The sequence below is a fragment of the Bacillus sp. Marseille-Q3570 genome (assembly GCF_946151055.1).
Classification (GTDB): domain Bacteria; phylum Bacillota; class Bacilli; order Bacillales; family Fictibacillaceae; genus Pseudalkalibacillus.
On record NZ_CAMGYZ010000005.1, the window covers coordinates 82,825 to 103,367 of the forward strand.

Sequence of the window (20,543 nt, forward strand, 5' to 3'; positions counted from 1 at the left end):
GAAATGAGTGTAATGCCACGGATGAATCGATTGTTTGGAGAAGATGGCCGATGTTTCAATGTTGCGATTGATCATGGTTTCTTTAATGAATGGAGCTTCCTATCGGGTATCGAAAACATGAAGAAAGCGATTAAGACAGTAGTGGAAGCGAACCCGGATGCCATACAGCTAAGTTTAGGGCAAGCTATACTCCTTCAAGAGATACCTGGGAAACAAAAACCTTCACTTGTCGTCAGGCCAGATGTAGCAAATGTGTATGGTGAAGAATTGCCTTCTTATTTATTTTCGAAGTTGGTTGATCAAGCCGTGGAACAGGCGGTCAAGCTGGACGCTGCCTGTATCGTAGTCAATCTATTCCTGATACCGGGTCAACCTGAATTACATGCCAGTTGTATCGAAAATATCAATCGGCTTAAACCATCTTGTGAGAGATACGGGCTGCCTCTGATGGTCGAACCTTTGGTTATGCTTCCTAATAACGAGAAAGGTGGATATATGGTCGATGGGGATATCCAAAAAATCGTCCCACTTGTACGTCAAGCAGTCGAATTAGGTGCGGACATCATCAAAGCAGACCCTTGTGATGATTTAGAAATGTACCATAAAGTGGTCGAAGCGGCTTCGGGAAAACCGGTGTTACCTCGTGGAGGCGGAAAAGCTAGCGAGAAAGAAATATTGGAAAGGACCTATGCCCTTATCCAACAGGGATCCTCAGGTATCGTGTATGGCAGAAATGTCATCCAGCACGAGAACCCGAAAGCAATAACCAGGGCTTTCATGGCGATTGTCCATGGAAACAAGGATGTGAACACAGCCATGCGTCTTTTAGAGGAGGGTACTTATGAGAAAACGCATCATTAAGTTCGGTGTGATCGGCTGCGGATTGATGGGAAGGGAATTTGCAAGTGCTGTCAATCGATGGTGCCATCTTCTGAATTTGGATTTCTCACCTCAAATAATCGGTGTTTGTGATACAAACAGCAATGCGACAAGCTGGTTCGAAGAAAATATTCCTTCCCTGAAATTAGTTACCGATGATTATCATGAATTATTAACGGATCCAGAAATTGAAGCAATTTATTGTGCAGTACCGCATCATCTTCATGAACAGTTCTATATGGACATCATCAATTCCAAAAAACATTTATTGGGTGAAAAACCGTTTGGAATCGATTTGAAGGCTAATCAAAAGATTTTGGACGTAATCGAGAGACATCCTGATGTCGTCGTCCGAGGTTCCTCGGAGTTCCCTTTTTTTCCAGGGGTACAGCTCCTTTCAAAATGGATCCAGGAGGATAAATTCGGAAAAATCCTGAATGTAGAAGCTGGATTTTTACATAGCAGCGATTTAGATCCGAATAAAAAAATCAATTGGAAGCGTAAGATCGAGTTCAACGGAGAATATGGGTGTATGGGTGATTTAGGATTACATGTCCTTCACATGCCCCTCAGGTTCGGTTGGATACCGAAAAACGTAAGGGCTATTTTATCGAACATCGTGACAAAGCGTCCGAATGAAGATGGTTTTATGGAAGATTGTGAAACATGGGACAATGCAACGCTTTTATGTGAGGTAGAAAAGGGGACGAACTCTTTTCCTATGCTCTTGAATATGAAGCGCATCGCTCCAGGACACGCGAATTCCTGGTATCTCAATATTCATGGTACCGACTTTTCATGTGAATACTCGACAAAACATCCAAAGCAAATCCATTATATGGAGTATCATCCTAGTGGTAATCAAAGCTGGCAGACGATGGACGTACCGTATCAATCTGCCTACGAATCGATCACAGGTCCGATTTTTGAATTCGGCTTTTCGGATTCGATCTTACAGATGTGGGCAGCTTTTGTAGATGAAATCGCAAACCGGGACAGGATGGCTCAATCTTTTACGTGCGCTTCACCAACCGAAATTGGTTTAAGTCATCAGATATTCACAGCTGCTTTACGGTCTCAACAAACTGGTGAAACCGTAACCTTAACCCAGCAGAGGGAAACCTCGTGGATAGGATGAATCCATCCCCAACTGTAGCGGTCGCTGGTCATATTTGTCTGGATCTATTGCCAGTAATGGAAGGTCGGACACCTTTGGAGCCAGGAAAGCTGATTGAAGCTGGCCCTGTTTCGTTTTCTACTGGAGGTGCAGTTGCCAACACAGGTATTGCCCTCAATAAACTGGGTGTTCCTGCACTATTGATGGGCAAAGTCGGGAACGATCATTTCGGCCAGATCTTAATGAAACAATTGAGGGGGGAAGGATTAGAAGCTGTTCAGAAAATGATAGTCGCATCCAACGACCAGACTTCCTACACAATTGTTCTGAGTCAACCAGGGATCGACCGTACGTTTCTACATTGTGCCGGGGTGAACGATACTTTTTCAATGGTGGATATCGATTACGATGCGTTGAAGGAAACGAAGGTATTCCATTTCGGGTATCCTCCATTAATGAAAAAAATGTACCAAAACAACGGGGAAGAACTTTTTCGTATTTTAAGCGAATTAAAAAAGAAGGATATTACTGTTTCCTTGGATATGGCTTACCCTGATCCAGATTCTGAAGCGGGACAGGCTTCCTGGAAAGCAATCTTAACCAAATGTTTACCAATGGTGGATGTATTCATGCCGAACATAGAAGAAATCCTGTATATGCTTGATCGACCTTTATTTAGTGAACTGCAGCAAAAGGGTTTACAGTGTATAGAACCAGAACATCTAACCAGGGTAGGGGATAATCTCCTGGGAATGGGAGCAGCTATAGTGGGATTGAAACTCGGTGACAACGGCCTTTATATACGGACAACGGAAAGTATAGAAAGGTTGAAGCAGGTTGGAAAAGGTTTGGGAGAGGATTTTGCTAATTGGTTAGGAAGAGAGCTGTTGGTTCCTTGCTTTGAAGTAAAAGAAGTCGGGACCACTGGTGCTGGAGATTGCACGATCGCAGGTTTCTTAGGTGGTATGGTCCAATCCTTTTCGCTCGAAAAAACGGTGCGTCTAGCTGTAGGGGTAGGGGCATGTAATGTAGAAGGAATCGATGCAACAAGCTCGATCCCTTCTATGGAAAAGGTCCTTCAGAGAATCGAAAGGAATTGGCGAACAAAGCCCATCAAACTTAACTTGAGTAATTGGATATCTAACACAACTGAGAAGATATGGATTGGACCGAAAAATCTTAATCGGATGGGGGAATCTTAAATTGATAACCAAACAAGAACAATGTGAGGTACAAGAAAAGACTGTTGAGTTTTTATCGAAAGCTGGCATTATTTTGACAGACGAGGAAAAAAGGAATATTGAAGTTGCGGACTTTGGCCTTGACGAGCTCAAACAAACAGGATTGCAGCTGATTACGTACATCAATACGGATCGTTATTGCGCAAAGGACCTGATACTACTTCCAAAGCAAACATGTCCAGAGCACAAACATCCTTCCATAGAGGATGACGAAGGTAAACAAGAAACCTTCCGTTGCCGTTGGGGGAAAGTATGGCTATATGTAGAGGGACCTTCGAGTGATAAGATACAGGCGAGCATTCCGAAGGACAGTGAAGGAACTTATACTGTTTTCCATGAAATCGAACTCAATCCGGGAGAGCAGTACACCATTGAACCTAATACACTTCATTGGTTTCAAGCAGATGTGGATGGAGCGGTCGTATCTGAGTTTTCAAGTAGAAGTCGGGATGAATCCGATATTTTTACTGACCCACGAATTTCAAGGATTCCAGAAGTGATTGAGTAGGCTATGAAATTATATGGCCGTTCTTGGACAAGACAGGAGATTGAAGCGCGTGTAGGCAGGATTGAACAAATCGGGGGTTTGAAGGGAATTGAATTATTAGATGGAAGAGAAAAAGGCGTCGAGCAGATCCAGGTACGGACCGGAAGCGGATTGACTGCTTATGTCACACCTACCAAAGGGTTTGATATATCTTTAGCTGAATACGGTGGTGTCCCGCTTTCCTGGCAGTCTCCTAACGGTGATTGTCATCCCTTTTTTTTCAATCCTGTCGGGAAAGGCTGGTTACGCAGTGCATCAGGCGGGTTGCTGATGACGTGCGGTCTTTCTCAAGTCGGTACCCCTTCAAGGGCTGTCAGTGATGAGAATACGAAGCTCGGGCTGCATGGTCGTGCTCATCACACTCCTGCAAAACTTATTTCTGCAGAGGGTTATTGGGAAAATGATGAATATCGGATGATTTTAAAGGGAGATGTTGAAGAAACCGGGATGTTTGTACCCAACCTCAGATTAAAGAGGGAAATCCATTTTAAATTGGGAGAAAACAGATTCTCTTTAAAGGATGAGGTTGAAAATATAGGGTTTCAGTCGGCTCCTCATATGATCTTATATCATTTTAACTTTGGATTTCCATTGATGGATGAAGATACTATGGTCCACTTTCCTTCTAAGAAAGTCGAATCAATAGATAAAGATGTATCTCAAACGGATTATGACAATTGGCAGAACCCTGAAGCCAATATTCAGGAAAAAGTATATTATCATCGAGATATCAAGTCAATGGAAGGTCGGCATAACTGGAGCCAGGTAACTATTTTCAATCCTCATTTTCCGACTCCATTTAATCACTCAACCCCCCTCTCTGTTACACTAAAATGGTGTACAGATACATTACCTAATTTGATTGAGTGGAAAATGCCTGGCGAGAAGATGCACGTATTGGGGATCGAACCTTCCAATTGTCTTGTAGAAGGTCAAGAGGCTGAACAAGAAAATGAAACGTTAGTCTATTTGGAACCCGGTGAAAAAAGAACATACCAACTTGAGTTTGAAGTTAATGAAAATTTAGTTGATAATAATAGCCAAAGCTGACAAACAGTTTTGGTCACTTTTTTTTATTAGAGAAACTTTTAATTTTATAAATAAATGATTGGGAAGGGGCAGGTTTGATGATTTACGGTTCGATTGAAGCAGGCGGTACAAAGTTCGTGTGTGGAATCGGGAATAAAAACGGAGAAATTCTTGAAGAAATCACGATTCCGACAACGACGCCCGAAGAGACGCTGAGTCAGGTGGTTGAATTTTTCAAAGGGAAAGAGATTGAAGCTTTAGGTATCGGTTCATTCGGTCCAGTCGATCTGAATCCTGAAAGTCCTACATACGGGTTCATTACAACAACGCCGAAAAAGCACTGGAACAACGCTGATCTTGTCGGTGAAATGAAAAAACATTTTGATATGCCGATCGGATTCGATACCGATGTGAATGCAGCTGCACTAGGTGAAATGGAGTGGGGAGCTGCGCAAGGGCTTGATAGCTGTCTCTACATGACGGTGGGAACGGGAATCGGAGTTGGTGCTATTTCGGAAGGGCGGATCGTTCACGGAATGCTGCATCCAGAAATGGGGCACATCCGGGTTCGTCGTCATGAAGAAGATGCTTATGAAGGCGGCTGTCCGTTTCACGGAGATTGCCTTGAAGGGTTGGCGGCTGGTCCCGCAATCGAAGCTCGCTGGGGTCAGAAAGGAATCGAATTGGCTGAGCGAGCAGACGTGTGGGAGCTAGAAGCGTTTTATATCGCACAGGCATTGGTGAACTATATCCTGGTGTTGTCACCTAAACGGCTGATCCTTGGCGGCGGTGTCATGAAACAAAAGCATATCTTCCCGCTGGTCCGGGAGCAAGTGGTGAAGCTGTTGAACGGCTACATCCAGCACGAAAACATCCTCGATAAAATCGACGGGTACATCGTGCCGCCAGGACTAGGAGATCATGCTGGACTGTGCGGCGGGATCGCGCTGGCGAAAAAGGCTGCAATATAGCCCGTTCAGTGAATCACGACATAAATCACTTTTATCGCGACAAGATTTCAAAAAATCGCGACAGATTCGGAAAAAATCACGATAAAAGGCTCAGCGCACATTCGGCTGAGTCCTTTTTGAATTCTATTCAAGCATCATCAAATAAAGAATGGCTAATCCGGCAATAAGAAGACCACTGCTGATGGCAACCCACTTGAATCCTTTTCTGCCTTGTTGAATTTCCATGAACAAGATAAGTTGGATGACGGCCTGTATTACTGCTAAAATCAACAAAGTGATGAGCAACCAGAGGGGGATGGTCCCCATTGTCATCACGATATAAAAGGCGATTCCGCTGAATGTCAGCATTAGAATGAAACCGATCCATTGACGTATGTTCAGAGACAGTTTCATTGGAGGATCCCTGCCTTTCCAATCAAGTAAACGACGGTGAAGATGAAAATCCAAACGACATCAACGAAATGCAAATACAGGCTGAATGCTTCCAATTTTGCCTTCGTATAAGAAGTGATCTTTTCTTTTTTCAGATGAATGAGGAGAAGGATCATCCAGGCGCACCCTGCCAGAACATGAGTGCCATGCGTTCCCACCAATATATAGAAGGAAGACATGAACGGACTTGAGGTGAATGTATGTCCTTCTTTCAAATATTTATAAAATTCGTGGGCTTCCAATCCTAAGAATGCCAGACCGAAAATGAACGTCGTAATCAAGAAGAAGAAGCTTTTTTTATACTGGTTATTTTTTGCTCCTAAAAGCGATTGGGCACAGGTGAAACTACTCGACAGCAGAAGGAATGTCGCAAGGATCGTTTGCTTCAGCTCGAATAATTCCTCGGGGGATTCACCGGGGATCGTGTGGTGGTTCAGCGTAAGATAGACACCGAACAGGCAACCGAAAAGAACGATTTCCGCGCCGATGAAGAACCAGAGTCCAAGGACTTTATCCGCAGCCTCTTCCTCACTGAATTCTTTAGAAAAGACGACCTTTTCCTCAGTCATTTTCCTCTCCCCCAATCTTTTCATCAGGATGTTTATCCGGGGTCACCATTTTCCGTCCCGTATCCTGAAAAGAATGCAGTATCATCAAGCCGATGGTGCCAAGAAGTCCGATCAACTGGAAATACCACACCTCAACGATGACACCGAATGAACCGATCAACATGAACAGTCCGATCAACATCGGTTTTGCGCTATCAAGTGGCATCGGGATAGAGGAGAAGTCTTCCGCTGCCTCCAGCCGGCCGCCCATGTATTTTTTCGCCTGCCACCATGCATCACTGCCATGCACTTTAGGAAGACGAGCGAAATTATACTCAGGTGGCGGGGAAGGGATCGCCCACTCGATCGTCCGTCCATCTTCCCACGGGTCGTTGCCGACTCCTCTGGGGCTGTGACGATAGCTTTGGTAGATGTTCCATAAAAAGAGCATCATGCTGCCGCCCATCAAGAAGGCACCAGCTGTACTGGTCAGGTTCAAACCTGTCAGCCCATCTTCAGGAAGGTAGGTGAACACCCGTCGAGGCATACCTTTCAGCCCCATGATGTGCATCGGGAAAAACGTCAGATGGAATCCGATCAGGAATGTCCAGAAATGCCATTTTCCAAGCACATCGTTCAGCATGAAGCCGAACAGTTTCGGCCACCAATAGTACACACCGGCAAATATACCAAGCACCGTTCCCCCGACGATCACATAATGGAAATGGCCGACCACGAAATAACTGTCATGATACTGGTAATCTGCAGGCACAGTCGCCAGCATGACTCCGGTGATTCCGCCGATGACGAAGGACGGGATGAAACCGAGTGAGAACAGCATCGGCGTATTGAACGTAAGGACGCCTCCTCTTATCGTGAACAGCCAGTTGAAGATCTTTATCCCAGTCGGTACGGCGATTGACATGGTCGAAATCGCAAAAATCGCGTTCGATGTAGGTCCTAGCCCCACCGTAAACATATGGTGGATCCAAACCATGAAGCCGAGAAAACCGATCAATACCAGTGCAATGACCATCGAGCTGTAACCGAACAATCGTTTTTTCGCGAATGTCGTGATCACATCTGAAAAGATCCCGAATGCCGGAAGGATCAAAATATACACTTCAGGGTGACCGAAGATCCAGAACAGGTGCTGCCAGATCAATGAGTTCCCTGCATCCGCTGCCAGCAGGCTCGTCCCATATAACCGGTCGAACATCATCAAGAGCAATGCGACGGTCAACGCTGGAAACGCGAACAGGATGAGGATGGAGGTCACCAGTGTCGCCCAGGTGAACATCGGCATCCGCATCAATTTCATGCCTGGTGCCCGTTTGTTGATGATCGTGACGAGAAAATTGATCGCTGTCAAAAGCGTTCCGATTCCAGAGACTTGAAGGCCAAGACTGTAGTAATCATTGCCGGTCGCTGGTGTGAATTCATCCAACGCTAGAGGGGCATACGACGTCCATCCGGCAGTCGGTGAACCACCGAGTACGAAACTGATATTGATCAAAGCCCCGCCAGCCAGGAACAGCCAGAAACTCAATGCATTCAAGAATGGAAATGCAAGATCCCGCGCACCGATCTGGAGAGGGACGGCAACGTTCATCAATCCGATCAGAAGCGGCATCGCAACGAAAAAGATCATCGTCGTTCCATGGGTGGTCATCATCTGATTATATTTATCGCCCTGGAAGACCCAGAATTCATTTTGAGGGAGGGCCAACTGTGCTCTGATGATCAACGCATCAAGGCCGGCACGTAGAAAAAAGGCGAAGCCCGCTGAAAGATAAAGGATCCCTACCTTGCTATGGTGGGTCGTTTTCATGTAACTCCACAACATGCCCCATTTTTTGTAATAGGTCAGTAAAACGACCGCTGCGATCCCCATCAGGATGATCGATAGATAACCTGCAATGATATCGGACACCAGTCGGATCTTTTCACCGAAGAAGTAAAAGCTCATCATTTTTCACCTTCCTTTACCTTCAAAGACATCAAGTAATTGATCAAGTCGTCTTTTTCCTCTTCCGTAAAGTCCTTTTTGAAGGAAGGCATTTTAGCCCCTGGTTTCACCTTTTGTGGATTATTGAGCCATTTTTTCAGATTTTCCCGGTTGTTCGGCAGCACATTGGCAATCCGGTCTTGTGAGGCGAAGTCACCGAGATGAGGGGCAGGCGATCCGCTGACTTTAGGGTCCAACCCTTGTGTTCCGTGACAGCTGAGGCATTGACCTTTGAAGATCTCTTGCCCATTTTTCTCTGAATCTGTCAAACCAGCTTGCTTCGGCTGTTTCATCCCTTCGATCCAGGAGTTGAACTCGGACTCTGTTTCTACTTTTACATGGAACCGCATATACGCATGGCCAGGTCCGCAGAGTTCGGCGCACGAACCTCTATAGAGGCCGGTTTCATTCGGCACGAAGGAAAGTCTATCTTTCTTTCCTGGATTGGCGTCCTGTTTGCCGCCCAATTGGGGCACCCAGAACGAGTGGATCGTATCCTCCGAAGTCAACTCGATGATCACTTTTTTATCAACAGGCACATGGAGGGTTTCTGAAGTGGTAACTCCTTCTTCGGGATATTCGAATTCCCACCAGAATTGATGAGCGGTCACCTTGACGACGAGCGCCCCGTCACTGGCTTTCGATTCCCTATCAAGTTCATATGTATCCAGTACAGTCGGAATCGCTAAAATGGTTAAAATTAAAATCGGGATGAGAGTCCACGTGATTTCAAGTCTCTTATCCCCTGGTTTCTGGTTTTGTGTTTCCTTCTCCCAGCCAGGTCGTTTCCGGTATTTTACTAGAAAGACAGTAAATAAGACGGTGACGGTGATCAAGACGATGGACATTAATGCAATACTGAGCTGGATCAGGGAAAGTTGGCTTTCTGCGGTAGAAGATTTAGGGTTGAGCACATCCCATTTTGCCGGGGAACAACCTGTCAAAAAGAGAAGGAAAAACGTGACGCCGAATTTGCTCATACTTTTCACTGGTCATGGCCTCCCATCCAAAAGCACATATATTGACCCACTTCCCAGTAAGCTGCGCTGATAAACGAGAGATTCAGAGATGAGGGATAACTAGTTAGATTTTCTCAGGTACCAAAGGCCACATTAACGCCCGCTGGGATGCAGCATAGTGTGCATACATCGGTGTGTCCAGCTTGAACGGAGGGAACATCATCTTATTGATGCGGGTTTCTGCCTCAGTAACCATCCATCTTTCATGGTGGATGTCGCCTCTTAATAATTTCTTCCCATTTTCAGTCCATAAAAGATACCGTTCAAGAAACCAATACGTCAAGCTTCCTCCCTCTGGTGTGAAAGGTTCGGAGATAGGGCGATAGCTGCCTGTAAAAATGCCCGTTGTTTTTCCTTTCCTCGAACTAGAGTAATTAATGACTTCATCCTCCATACCCATGGACATCCCGGCTCTGAAGTAAGGTAGAGACAGGATCCTTGTCCCAAAAACGACAGGGAGGTGGTTGGCATCCAGGCTGAAAAAATAGACCCCTGGCACTCCCTTATAGGTAACATAAGTCCGAACATTCAACTCCAGATAAGAATGATAGAAGGGGATTTTCGGTAGGCCGCGTATCCTCATATCCTTTACAGCAAAAGGAATGATGCCGATCCATGCCTGCCCTTCGAATGTATCCAGCTCTAGGGATGACGGAACATGTACTCTAAGCATTTCCGTTGATACAGGGAAATGCATGAACAGCAAATGGTCCCAGCGTTGAGACAATCTCCATTGATGATTGGGGAACGGTGCCGTCCGGTGACTTGTTTTTTCGAGTAGTTCCTTTGCAAAATCAGCCATGTCCATCCTGCCTTTTCATTTTTTTACATTTAAATATAAGTGTAACTGTGGCTCAGCCTACACTAAGGCCTGACATTACCAAATTTTCTTTATCCACTATTGATTGGTGTAACCATGTGTCAATCATGTTAAACCCCACGGCTATATAAAATGGAAGTTTAACCGGGTCCAAACGTAGGAATTAGTATGTACATACAGACATGGAAGAGGTGATGAACGTGGTTGATAAAAATAAAGATTCGAAAGAGCAAAAAAAGAAAGAACAAGATCGCGACCGTGATATCGAACCTCAACGAGAAGTAGAAGATGATAAGAAAAATAAAGACAGTGAAAAGAACCCGGATGACTTAGAGTAATTGGATAAACATTTTAATAAGGCAGGAGCGGAGGATATGAGAGAAACTGAAATTTATTTTAAAAAAACGTACGAAGAGTCCCGTGAAGTGTTCCGGGGACATCTAGATAAAATCCGGGAGAAGTGGCCGGAAGCGGAATTATTAACTGAAGCGATAGGAGAAGAAAAAGACAATACAATCGATATGATCCATTCCGACGCGCGGAAATCAAATGACCAGGTCCTCTTTTTCACGACGGGAGTGCATGGAATCGAAGGATACGCGGGTGCTGGGATGATCCATCTTTTCATTGAGGAGTATCTCGACCGGGTGGACCCTGAGACTACGGGGATCTGTTTCGTCCACGCCGTGAACCCATGGGGAATGCGGAATTTCCGCCGTGTCACAGAGAATAATGTCGATATGAACCGGAACTGTGTGTACGGGGACGTTCCGAAAGATGTGAATGAGAACTACGCAAAAGAAAGTGAGATTTTCCTACCGAATGGAAAGATCACAGATATTGAAAAAGAGAAGCAGGAACTGTATGCCCAGTTGAGTGAGGGTACGATGAATGAAGGATACAATGGGATCAAAAGTGCAAAAAGCATGGGGCAGTTCCAGTTCGAAAAGGGCGTCTATTTTGGCGGTAAATCGGAAGAACCGTCCACGGCTTATTTGAAAAAACTGCAGAAGAAACTTTTATCCGATTATGATCGCGTCATCCACATGGATTGGCACACCGCACTTGGTCCGACGAATGAAATCACGATGGTGAATTCAGAAGTTGACTCCCGTAGTGAGGAAGAATTGAAGTCCTTTTACAAGCTGGAAAACATCAAGAAATTCTCTCCGGAAGACGTAAAAGGCGATACGACGAACCATTTCAACGAACTGAAAAAAGAGGAATTCCCGGACACACATCTCTTCTCGGCGCTTTTCGAATTCGGGACGTTCGGGGACGATAAAGAAGCGGAACTGCGCGAGTTCACGACGATCATTTTAGAAAATCAGTTGTATTGGAACGGTGCTGAGAAAGAAGAAGACCGTCAATGGGTTCTAGCTGAAACCCAGAATATGTTCTATCCAAAGGAACAAGAATGGCGTGAATCGGTCATAAAAGAAGGCAGACGAGGAATTGAGAACATCCTCGGACAAGAAGGGATTTTAAAATGAGGTTGCCTGGCGCATCGCAGTCCATGTGGAGGGACTTCCAAATTGAGTCCTTTCCGTCACTTGAGGAAGGTTTGAAAACGGAAATGACGGTGATCGGCGCTGGCATCACTGGGATTACGACAGCTTATTTACTGGTAAATCAGGGGTACGACGTTGTGTTGTTGGATGCCGGGCAGATTATTTCAGGTGCAACAGGCTATACGACTGCTAAAATCTCAGCACAGCACGGTCTCGTTTATGACGATCTTATTGAGACGATTGGAGAAGAAAAGGCAAAGCTCTATTATGAAGCCAATCGAAGTGCGCTGAATATGATTGATGATATTCGAAAAAAGCATGAAATCGATTGTGATTTCAGCTATCAGGACGCGTTTGTGTACGGGGAGTCCGAGCAATCGAAGAAAAAGATTGAAAAGGAAGCGGAGGCCTACGAAAAACTTGGAATTGATGGAGGATTGTCCGATGACGTCGATCTTCCTTTTAAGATCTCTTCAGCTATTAAAATGAAGGATCAAGCGCAGTTCCATCCGGTCAAGTACCTGGCTGCATTAGTAGGGTATTTGAAAGAGAAAAATGTGAGGATTTACGAAAACACACGAGCTGTTGATATCAAGAAGGGGCAGAAGCCTGAAGTTATTGCAGAAAACGACCACTCGCTCACTTCTGATCATGTTGTGATCGCTTCGCATTTTCCTTTTAAAGATTTCGAAGGGGTGTATTTCGCCCGGCTTCATGTCGAACGTTCCTATTCACTTGCGGTTAAAACCGATACGAAAATTCCAGAGGGGATGTACCTGAATGCGGACCAGCCGAAACGCTCGATTCGAAATGCAGTTGATCCTTCTGGAGAAAAAGTACTTCTCGTCGGTGGTGAAAGTCATACGAGTGGGCAAATCGAGGATACGTTAGCCTGTTATGAAAACTTACGAGCATTTGCCGATGAACATTTCGGCGTTACTGAAATCCCCCATCGTTGGTCTGCCCAGGATATGACCACCCTCGATAAGGTCCCTTATATCGGGCCGATTACGGAGAAAAATCCGAACATCCATGTTGCAACTGGTTTTACAAAATGGGGCATGACCCTCGGAACGGTTGCTGCCCAGGTGCTCAGTGACTTGATTAGTGAAAAGGAAAATCCATATGCAGAGCTCTTTAAGCCTTCCCGGTTCAACGCCAAGTCTGATGTGAAAAATTTTACTGTTGAAAATGCTGATGTGGCTAAAGAATTCGTGAAAGGAAAGATTGACCGTAGAACGAAAGAGATTGATGAACTGGAGCATGATGAAGGTGCTGTCGTCAAAGTGAATGGGAAACGAGCGGGTTGCTTTAAGAATTCGGCAGGTAAAACCACCCTTGTCGACACGACCTGTACCCATATGGGATGCGAACTGAATTGGAATAACGGTGAGAAGTCGTGGGATTGTCCATGTCATGGTTCGCGGTTCAATACCGACGGCAAAGTAATCGAAGGTCCCGCTACTAAACCGTTGGAAAAGCTATCCTGATAAAACGTTTCAAGTTCTGTCTCCCGGGAACATTCACTATAAAGATAGAATAATAAGGAGTGAATCTATGGATCGGCGATGAGTGTAAACGAAATGGTCAAGGATGAACAAACCTTTTTATAAGGAGGCTGAAACCATGGACCATGTAAAAGCACTCGCGATCAAAGCAGGCATGACACTTCCGCTCTTGTATCTGATCCTTGGATTAGGGTTCGGCATCTCCATCATGAACGTGGTGATACTGACTGTCGTTCTTGGAGGCGTTTCCTATATCCTCGGAGATCTCGTCATCCTGCCGAAATTCACGAACATGAAAGCAACAATGACAGATATAGGACTCACATTCATTGTGATCTGGTTGGTGGGCATTGTCCTGACAGGATTACAAGCAGGTACGATGGCTGTGGCAGCGGCAATTACCGCATCCGTCATTGCGCTAGGTGAACATTTCTTCCATTTTTATATACTGCGAAAAGAATTGGGTGCAACGAAACACTTGAAAGCACAGCACACCCATTAAGGTTTTGTCTGAAAAAGGAGGTTGTTAAGAATGTTTGAAATCCTTCCGAGTCAAGATCCGAATACGGTTGCTTTAGAAGTCCACGGGAAAGCCAGGGAAGAGGATGCGAATAAGCTTGAACAGTATGTAGAGGCGAATTTCGGGAACGATGAAGATTTCAATGTCATGGCAATCTTCGATGAGTTGGATGGTACGACGTTCAAAGGTCTCGTCGAAGGGATGAAGTTTGATACGAAGCGGTGGGATCAGTTCAACAAGTTTGCGGTTGTCAGTGAGAAATCTTCCATTGAGAAGTTCACGAAATTAGGTGATCACTTGCCTGGCATCACCTCGAAACACTTTGATAAGAATGAAGAGGAAAAAGCGTGGAAGTGGATTAAACACTGATAAAGACAAATAGACTCCGAGAGGTACCTCTCGGAGTTTTCCTTGTTTGAAAAAGTGTAAAATGTAACCTTTGGCCGGATTCCACTCGAAATCGGCCGGATTACGGTTCAATTCCGCCGGATTATGTCTCGAAGTGGCCGGATTACACCTCAAACCCGCCGGATTTTGCTTCAAAGTGGCCGGATTACACCCCAGATCCGCCGGATTACTTCAAGTCTTCCCCTTCGACCCCTTCTTTCAAGAAAAACTCGAACAGGATATCGATGATCACGAGCAGTGTGGAGCGAGCCGTCAGATCATACCCCGCGTATTGCACGCGTTTTACCGTACCGCTCAATGAATAGCTCGTTAGTTTGGCGAGTGTGGAGTCTGCTGCGTTGGTAATCGCAAGCGTCCTATGGTTCGCAAATTTCAATTTTTCCGCAATATCGACGAGTGTTTTCGTTTCCCCGCTCGACGAAATGAACACGACGAGGTCACATTCCTCAATCATGTTCGGCAACAGGTCGATGATGTGCGACTCATACGTGTAAAACGTCGGCTTGTTCACCTGCATGAGCAGCTTGCTGAAATATTCCCCCATCATTTTCGACAAACCGACCCCGACGATCACCACGCGATTCGCATCCGTCATCATCTCGCTCACCTTGTAAAAATGCTCCGCACCAAGGTGCTGCAATGTCGTGTTGAGACCACTGATATAGCGATCGATGGCAGGTGTGCTTTCCGGAAGCTCATCCTCCAGGTCGAACGTTTTCAATGTATATTTAAGCTCGGAAAAACCAGCCAGTCCAAGTTTGTGGCACATCCGCACGATCGTCGTCGTACTGACATTGATCGCTTCGGCCATCTGGGTGAGCGACTGGTTTTTAGCCGTTTCGAAATTGTTTTCGATGTAGTAGAGCACATGCTTTTCCGAATGTGTCAGAGAGGGTAGTGCCTGCGAAAAGTGGTCCACGATTACGCCCATCATTTTTGCTCCTCTTCACAATGATTTGCTGTTCGAACTAACTCCGTCTCACCTCATTATCTTTTATTCTGTACAAATGTACAAGGGATGTACAACAAAATTCGACAAACCTATGATACAACATAATTGTAAGCGTTATTATCGATACTATTCAAAATACACATGAAGCGGAGTGATAACGATGGAACTGAAACAAATGACGGATGAACGCCTTTTGTTCTTCGATGTCGAATGGAACTCGAAGCAAGAAGTCATTGAGAACCTCGTTAATGCATTAGATGAAAACGGTTACCTTCATTCGAAGGAAGAATATTTGAAGGCCGTCATGGAACGCGAAGAAATTTCGCCGACCGGTTTTGAAAAAGGACTGGCGATCCCGCACGGTAAATCAGCTGGTGTTAAAAAAGCTGGATTTGCGGTGGCACGCTTGAAAAACAAGCTGTCGACGTGGGAAAGCGTCAATCCTGACAACGAAGTTGAGCTCGTGTTTTTACTGGCAATCCCATCAGGTGAAGCTGGATCTACACATTTGAACCTTTTATCTGTACTTAGCACACGCGTAATGGACGATGCCTATTACAGCCGGCTGCTTGCGGCGAAAACGCCTGAAAGCTTTTTGAAAGCGCTTGACCAGGTGGACGAGCCTGCAGAAGAAGCTCCTGAAGCGCCAGCGGACAAAACTGTGGTCGCGATCACGGCTTGTGCAGCGGGTATCGCCCACACATACATGTCTGCAGAAGCTCTTGAAAAAGCGGGCCGTGAACTCGGAATTCGCGTTTTGACGGAAAAACAAGGAGCGAATGGAATTGAGGATGAACTGTCTGCTGAAGTGATCGATGGGGCGGATGCGGTCGTGTTCGCAACAGATATTTCACCGAAAGACAAGCATCGATTCCAGGGCATGCCTTATGTACAAACACGTGTGGCAGAACCTTTAAAACACGCAAAAGAAATTCTGCAACGTGCATTGAACAAGCCTGATGGAAAAGTCGTCGGTGATGATGTCCAAGAAAACGGAACATCTCCTAATAAAAAGAAGACTGGTGTCCTTGCTGAGATGGGACAGGCGATCTTGACGGGTATTTCCTACATGATCCCGGTCATCGTTGCAGCCGGTTTGATGATGGGAATCGCGAAGCTTGGCTCGATGCCGTTCGGCCTGGTGAACGACCTGCCGAATCCTGAATTCGCGACGCACTCGAACGAACTTTTCGTCATTTTACACCATTTAGATAAATTCGGATTCTTGATCTTCCAGTTCATGTACCCTGTGTTCGCGGCGTTTGTAGCTTATTCACTTGCTGACCGAACAGGAATCGTCCCTGGTTTTGTCGGTGGTGCGTTCGCAGCTGGAATCCACTTCAAGTACTGGGGGCTTGAAGACCAGGTCGCTTCTGGATTCTTCGGTGCATTGATCCTTGGTCTGACAGCTGGTTATATCGCGAAATTCTTGAACAAAAAAATCAAACTGCCGAAGAACTTCTTACCGATGAAGCCGATGCTCATCATCCCGGCAGTCAGTGTATTAGCAATCTTCTTCTTGAACTTTTACATTGTCGATCCGGTATTCGGCGGATTGAATGTCGTCTTGAGTAACGCGATCGAGTCTGCACAAGGCTCGGGTGAACTCGTGTTGGCGACGATCATTGCATCAGCAACAGCCTTTGACCTTGGTGGACCGATCAACAAAGCAGCTGGGGCAATCAACATTGGTCTTGCGGCGGATCAGATCTACCCATTGACAGCCCGTGTATTGTCAATCGTCATTCCTCCGATTGGTCTTGGTGTCGCGACTATCATCGATAAATACGTCGTCGGCCGGCGTGTGTTCGATGCCAACTTACGTGTAACAGGGAATACGTCAGTGTTGCTCGGATTCATCGCGATCAGTGAAGGTGCGATTCCGTTCATGCTTCGTAATCCATTGCTCGTCATTCCGATCAACATCATCGGTGCGATTCTCGGATCTGTTACGGCTGTAGCGCTAGGTGCGGTCCAATGGCTGCCACTGCCTGCATTCTGGGGCTGGCCGCTCGTGGAAAACATCTGGGCATACTTGATCGGGCTTGCCGTCGGTGTCGGATTCATCGCATTTGCGAACATCTTCATCCGATTCGCACTGATCAAACGTGAAGAACGACGTGCATAAGTTGGGATTTTGAGAGTGAACAGATTATTGCTGCAAGTGCACAAATTGACTTGAAAAGTGAACAGAATATCTCGGGAATTGAACAGATTCTTCCCGGAAGTGAACAGATTAACTCGGGAGGTGAACAGGTTCTCCCGAGAACTGAACAGAATTTCTGTGAAACTGAACAGAATATCCCAAAAAGTGAACAGATCCAAACAGCTAGAACGACTGACATGACATTGGAGGCATTCTTTTTATGAAACAGAAACGTGTCTACGTGGTCCCGCATTCGCATTGGGATCGCGAATGGTACTTTACAATAGAAGATTCGAACCTTTTACTCGTCGAAAACCTCGATGCATTGATGACTGTCCTTGAAAATGACGAGGACTTCACAGGGTATGTGTTCGACGCGCAATCTTCATTGGTAGAAGAGTATTTGAAGGTTCGACCTGAGGATCACGACCGTCTGAAAAACCACATCAAATCGAAGCGGATTTTTGTCGGTCCGTGGTACACGCAGACTGATTCGCTGCTCGTGAACAAAGAATCCATCATCCGAAATCTGCTCTATGGAACTCGGATTGCGGAACAGATGGGACACAGCATGGAGGTCGGCTACCTGCCTGATATCTTCGGGCAGAACGCCTACCTACCATCTATTTTCAAAGGGTTCGGCATGGAGTACAGCATCCTTCAGCGCGGAATCTATAACGACGAGATCAACGGCGATTTGAACTTTGTCTGGAAGTCCCCGGATGGCGAGACGGTCAAGACGAACTACATGTATCTTGGCTACGGTCCTGGGAAGTTCCTATCCGCAGAGGGTGAATTTTACGAGGAAAAATTAGGGCCGATGCTCGAGAAGCTTACGGAACTGAACAACAGCACGGACAACTTGTTGCTGCCATCCGGTGGCGACCAGGTCTTTGTCCGCAGTCATTTTCCAGAAACGATCAAAAAGCTGAATGAAAAAGACGAGAAGCATGAGTACGTGCTTTCCGACTATGAAACGTTCATGGAAGAGACGTGGTCTGAAGAGACTTTTTCGAATGTGATCGAAGGTGAATTGCTCGCTTCGCAAAAGTCGCGGATCCACAACACGATCCGTTCGCAGCGTTATGACATCAAGCAGCTGAATGAAATCGTCGAAAACAAGATCCTTTATGTGCTCGAGCCGCTTGCGGTGATCGGACAGACGCTTGGCTTGAAGTATCCGCAAAACTGGCTTGATCAGATGTGGAAAGAGCTGTTTGATGTGCATGCGCACGACAGCATCGGCGGCTGTAACTCAGATGACACGAACCATGACATCGTCGTCCGTCTTGAAAAAGTGGACCGGATGACAGAGGGCCTTATCAACATCATTAAAAAGCAGCTGACCGAAGCGATCAGCAAGAAGGCTGGGCGAGACGATCTTCTCGTCACGTTCAACACGAAGCCTTACGTACACAAAGGTGTGATGGAAGCGGTCATTTTCACGGATTCTCCTGATTTTGCGGTTGAAAAATTGGATGGAGAAGCTGTCGATTTCGAGGTGACCGACCAGACGTATATGAGCGGCGGAAAAAAGGTTGTCGTCACGGCTGAAGGGGACAAAGAGGTCGAGATCCCAGGATACTACCGTTCTGAAATCCATTTGGTAGCGGACGGCGTTCCAGCGATGGGCTATGCGACGTTCGTCACTGAAGATGGAGCGGAAAAAGTGAATCGCGTGGCTGAAATCGATTCGTCAACCATTTCAAATGACAATCTGCAAGTTACTTTTGAGGACGGCAAGCTCAACCTGACGAACTTCGAGTCAGGGGAAACGATCGAGCAGCTTCTTACGTTCGAAAATGTAGCCGATGCAGGAGATTCTTATGATTTTTCACCGTTAAAAGGGGATCAGGAAATCATTATCAAAGAGGCTGAGCTCGTTTCAGTCGAACATGGAAATCGCGTGCAAACGATGACGGTGAAGCATAAAGCGAGTGTACCAGGCACGCTTGAAGAACGTGAAGCCAAAAAGAACACGAAGACGCTCGAAATCTTGACATGCCTTGAACTCCGCGTAGGGGAAGCGTTCCTCCGTGTCGAGCACGAAATCGACAATGACATTTGCGACCACCGCGTCCGTGTGAAAGTGAACACGCCATTCACGAACGTACAGCATTCTTACGCGGATCAGGCATTCAGTGTGTTGAAGCGCAGCACTGAGAATCCTTACTTTGAAAACTGGCGTGAAGAAGGCTTTGTAGAAGCACCTGTCCCGATCTACCCGCTTGAAAATTTCGCAGCAGTTTCTGATCATGAGCAGACGCTGGCATTGGTCACAAAAGGGTTGAAGGAATACGAAGTGCTCCCGGAAACTGGTGAAATCGCGCTCACGTTGTTCCGGAGCGTCGGATTGCTCGGACGCGACAACCTGTTATGGCGTCCAGGCCGTGCGTCAGGGATCAACAACAAAGTCGTCAAAACACCGGATGCGCAATTACAGCAAAAACTCACATTCGAATACAGCATCAATTTTACAAATGAAGCGATGAATCCAGTACGTTTATTCCAGGCGACGGAGAAATTTAAAAAGCATGAAGCGACATACCAGAAGCAAACGCTGAACACATTCGAGGAGCGGTTGGAGCGGTTCGAGATCCCGTATCCGATCGATCAGCTTGACGATCAGTTCTCTCTTTTTAAAATCGAGAATGATCAAGTGTTCGTAAGCACGGTCAAGCAGGCACATGATAAGGACGGTATGATCGTACGCCTATTCAATCCGACAGAAGAAGTACAAAAAGCATCGATCGAGACGGATCAATTCGCAAAACAAGTACTCGTAAACTTGCATGAAACAGAAGCAACAACAATCGAAGGCTCATTCGAAGTACCAGCGAAAGGCTATACGACGGTAAAACTAAAAGCGGAATAGAAAGGACGAGAC

General features: G+C 46.0%; 19 protein-coding genes. 13 read left to right on the forward strand and 6 right to left on the reverse strand.

Features of this window, described 5'->3' with window-relative positions; translation table 11 throughout:
* The first annotated feature begins 3 nt into the window (after positions 1 to 3).
* The 6 genes from N8M93_RS10230 (at position 4) to N8M93_RS10255 (ending at position 5,784) form a co-directional block, all read left to right on the forward strand.
* Entirely contained in the window at positions 4 to 861 is an 858-nt protein-coding gene (locus tag N8M93_RS10230; protein WP_261131562.1) for a class I fructose-bisphosphate aldolase, read from the forward strand.
* Positions 842 to 2,017, forward strand: coding sequence for a Gfo/Idh/MocA family protein (locus N8M93_RS10235; protein WP_261131564.1), 1,176 nt, complete (start codon positions 842 to 844; stop codon positions 2,015 to 2,017). Before N8M93_RS10230 ends, N8M93_RS10235 begins: the two co-directional genes overlap by 20 nt.
* Positions 2,014 to 3,198: a carbohydrate kinase family protein gene (locus N8M93_RS10240; RefSeq protein WP_261131978.1), complete on the forward strand. Its 1,185-nt coding sequence runs from the start codon at positions 2,014 to 2,016 to the stop codon at positions 3,196 to 3,198. Before N8M93_RS10235 ends, N8M93_RS10240 begins: the two co-directional genes overlap by 4 nt.
* A 1-nt stretch (position 3,199) precedes the next feature.
* A complete protein-coding gene (locus N8M93_RS10245) occupies positions 3,200 to 3,745 on the forward strand; it encodes a D-lyxose/D-mannose family sugar isomerase (protein WP_261131566.1) in 546 nt (181 codons plus the stop codon).
* A 3-nt stretch (positions 3,746 to 3,748) separates the two neighbouring features.
* Positions 3,749 to 4,834, forward strand: coding sequence for an aldose 1-epimerase family protein (locus N8M93_RS10250; protein WP_261131568.1), 1,086 nt, complete (start codon positions 3,749 to 3,751; stop codon positions 4,832 to 4,834).
* Between the two features lie 77 nt (positions 4,835 to 4,911).
* Positions 4,912 to 5,784, forward strand: coding sequence for an ROK family protein (locus N8M93_RS10255; RefSeq protein ID WP_314728276.1), 873 nt, complete (start codon positions 4,912 to 4,914; stop codon positions 5,782 to 5,784).
* 123 nt (positions 5,785 to 5,907) lie between these two features.
* On the opposite strand, the gene N8M93_RS10260 is transcribed toward N8M93_RS10255, so the two are convergent.
* From N8M93_RS10260 to N8M93_RS10280, 5 genes are all read right to left on the reverse strand, one after another.
* Positions 5,908 to 6,177, reverse strand: coding sequence for a cytochrome C oxidase subunit IV family protein (locus N8M93_RS10260; protein ID WP_261131570.1), 270 nt, complete (start codon positions 6,175 to 6,177; stop codon positions 5,908 to 5,910).
* Positions 6,174 to 6,785 carry a cytochrome c oxidase subunit 3 gene (locus N8M93_RS10265; protein WP_261131572.1) on the reverse strand — a complete coding sequence of 204 codons (612 nt, stop codon included), beginning with the start codon at positions 6,783 to 6,785 and terminating at the stop codon, positions 6,174 to 6,176. Before N8M93_RS10265 ends, N8M93_RS10260 begins: the two co-directional genes overlap by 4 nt.
* Positions 6,778 to 8,658 (reverse strand): cytochrome c oxidase subunit I, encoded by a 1,881-nt coding sequence (locus N8M93_RS10270; RefSeq protein WP_261131982.1) that lies wholly within the window; start codon positions 8,656 to 8,658, stop codon positions 6,778 to 6,780. Before N8M93_RS10270 ends, N8M93_RS10265 begins: the two co-directional genes overlap by 8 nt.
* 74 nt (positions 8,659 to 8,732) lie before the next feature.
* Positions 8,733 to 9,752, reverse strand: a complete 1,020-nt coding sequence (gene coxB, locus N8M93_RS10275; protein ID WP_261131984.1) for a cytochrome c oxidase subunit II — start codon at positions 9,750 to 9,752, stop codon at positions 8,733 to 8,735.
* Between the two features lie 103 nt (positions 9,753 to 9,855).
* Entirely contained in the window at positions 9,856 to 10,593 is a 738-nt protein-coding gene (locus tag N8M93_RS10280; protein WP_261131574.1) for a YqjF family protein, read from the reverse strand.
* Positions 10,594 to 10,811: 218 nt separating this feature from the next.
* Between N8M93_RS10280 and N8M93_RS10285 the strand changes: the two genes are divergently transcribed.
* The 5 genes from N8M93_RS10285 (at position 10,812) to N8M93_RS10305 (ending at position 14,519) form a co-directional block, all read left to right on the forward strand.
* Complete coding sequence (locus N8M93_RS10285) at positions 10,812 to 10,949, forward strand: hypothetical protein (protein WP_261131575.1); 138 nt, start codon at positions 10,812 to 10,814, stop codon at positions 10,947 to 10,949.
* A 36-nt stretch (positions 10,950 to 10,985) separates the two neighbouring features.
* A complete protein-coding gene (locus N8M93_RS10290) occupies positions 10,986 to 12,104 on the forward strand; it encodes a M14 family metallopeptidase (RefSeq protein ID WP_261131577.1) in 1,119 nt (372 codons plus the stop codon).
* A complete protein-coding gene (locus tag N8M93_RS10295; RefSeq protein WP_261131580.1) occupies positions 12,101 to 13,612 on the forward strand; it encodes an FAD-dependent oxidoreductase in 1,512 nt (503 codons plus the stop codon). The genes N8M93_RS10290 and N8M93_RS10295 overlap by 4 nt, the downstream gene beginning before the upstream one ends.
* A gap of 136 nt (positions 13,613 to 13,748) precedes the next feature.
* The gene (locus N8M93_RS10300; protein ID WP_261131581.1) at positions 13,749 to 14,132 is read left to right on the forward strand and encodes a YndM family protein; all 384 of its coding nucleotides are present in this window, start codon (positions 13,749 to 13,751) and stop codon (positions 14,130 to 14,132) included.
* A 30-nt stretch (positions 14,133 to 14,162) separates the two neighbouring features.
* Positions 14,163 to 14,519, forward strand: coding sequence for an STAS/SEC14 domain-containing protein (locus tag N8M93_RS10305; protein WP_261131583.1), 357 nt, complete (start codon positions 14,163 to 14,165; stop codon positions 14,517 to 14,519).
* 205 nt (positions 14,520 to 14,724) lie between these two features.
* On the opposite strand, the gene N8M93_RS10310 is transcribed toward N8M93_RS10305, so the two are convergent.
* On the reverse strand, positions 14,725 to 15,489 hold the full coding sequence (locus N8M93_RS10310) for a MurR/RpiR family transcriptional regulator (RefSeq protein ID WP_261131585.1): 765 nt from the start codon (positions 15,487 to 15,489) through the stop codon (positions 14,725 to 14,727).
* Between the two features lie 181 nt (positions 15,490 to 15,670).
* Between N8M93_RS10310 and N8M93_RS10315 the strand changes: the two genes are divergently transcribed.
* On the forward strand, positions 15,671 to 17,638 hold the full coding sequence (locus N8M93_RS10315; protein WP_261131587.1) for a fructose-specific PTS transporter subunit EIIC: 1,968 nt from the start codon (positions 15,671 to 15,673) through the stop codon (positions 17,636 to 17,638).
* A gap of 238 nt (positions 17,639 to 17,876) precedes the next feature.
* Positions 17,877 to 20,531 carry a glycoside hydrolase family 38 C-terminal domain-containing protein gene (locus tag N8M93_RS10320; protein ID WP_261131589.1) on the forward strand — a complete coding sequence of 885 codons (2,655 nt, stop codon included), beginning with the start codon at positions 17,877 to 17,879 and terminating at the stop codon, positions 20,529 to 20,531.
* Positions 20,532 to 20,543: the final 12 nt, after the last annotated feature.

Coding starts and splice junctions, on each gene's coding strand:
- N8M93_RS10240 (WP_261131978.1), top strand. CDS start 2,014: ATGAATCCATCCCCAACTGTAGCGGTCGCTGGTCATATTTGTCTGGAT.
- N8M93_RS10305 (WP_261131583.1), top strand. CDS start 14,163: ATGTTTGAAATCCTTCCGAGTCAAGATCCGAATACGGTTGCTTTAGAA.
- N8M93_RS10310 (WP_261131585.1), bottom strand. CDS start 15,489: ATGGGCGTAATCGTGGACCACTTTTCGCAGGCACTACCCTCTCTGACA.
- coxB (WP_261131984.1), bottom strand. CDS start 9,752: ATGAGCAAATTCGGCGTCACGTTTTTCCTTCTCTTTTTGACAGGTTGT.
- N8M93_RS10235 (WP_261131564.1), top strand. CDS start 842: ATGAGAAAACGCATCATTAAGTTCGGTGTGATCGGCTGCGGATTGATG.
- N8M93_RS10255 (WP_314728276.1), top strand. CDS start 4,912: ATGATTTACGGTTCGATTGAAGCAGGCGGTACAAAGTTCGTGTGTGGA.
- N8M93_RS10295 (WP_261131580.1), top strand. CDS start 12,101: ATGAGGTTGCCTGGCGCATCGCAGTCCATGTGGAGGGACTTCCAAATT.
- N8M93_RS10230 (WP_261131562.1), top strand. CDS start 4: ATGAGTGTAATGCCACGGATGAATCGATTGTTTGGAGAAGATGGCCGA.
- N8M93_RS10265 (WP_261131572.1), bottom strand. CDS start 6,785: ATGACTGAGGAAAAGGTCGTCTTTTCTAAAGAATTCAGTGAGGAAGAG.
- N8M93_RS10290 (WP_261131577.1), top strand. CDS start 10,986: ATGAGAGAAACTGAAATTTATTTTAAAAAAACGTACGAAGAGTCCCGT.
- N8M93_RS10260 (WP_261131570.1), bottom strand. CDS start 6,177: ATGAAACTGTCTCTGAACATACGTCAATGGATCGGTTTCATTCTAATG.
- N8M93_RS10300 (WP_261131581.1), top strand. CDS start 13,749: ATGGACCATGTAAAAGCACTCGCGATCAAAGCAGGCATGACACTTCCG.
- N8M93_RS10280 (WP_261131574.1), bottom strand. CDS start 10,593: ATGGCTGATTTTGCAAAGGAACTACTCGAAAAAACAAGTCACCGGACG.
- N8M93_RS10250 (WP_261131568.1), top strand. CDS start 3,749: ATGAAATTATATGGCCGTTCTTGGACAAGACAGGAGATTGAAGCGCGT.
- N8M93_RS10320 (WP_261131589.1), top strand. CDS start 17,877: ATGAAACAGAAACGTGTCTACGTGGTCCCGCATTCGCATTGGGATCGC.
- N8M93_RS10270 (WP_261131982.1), bottom strand. CDS start 8,658: ATGGGGATCGCAGCGGTCGTTTTACTGACCTATTACAAAAAATGGGGC.
- N8M93_RS10315 (WP_261131587.1), top strand. CDS start 15,671: ATGGAACTGAAACAAATGACGGATGAACGCCTTTTGTTCTTCGATGTC.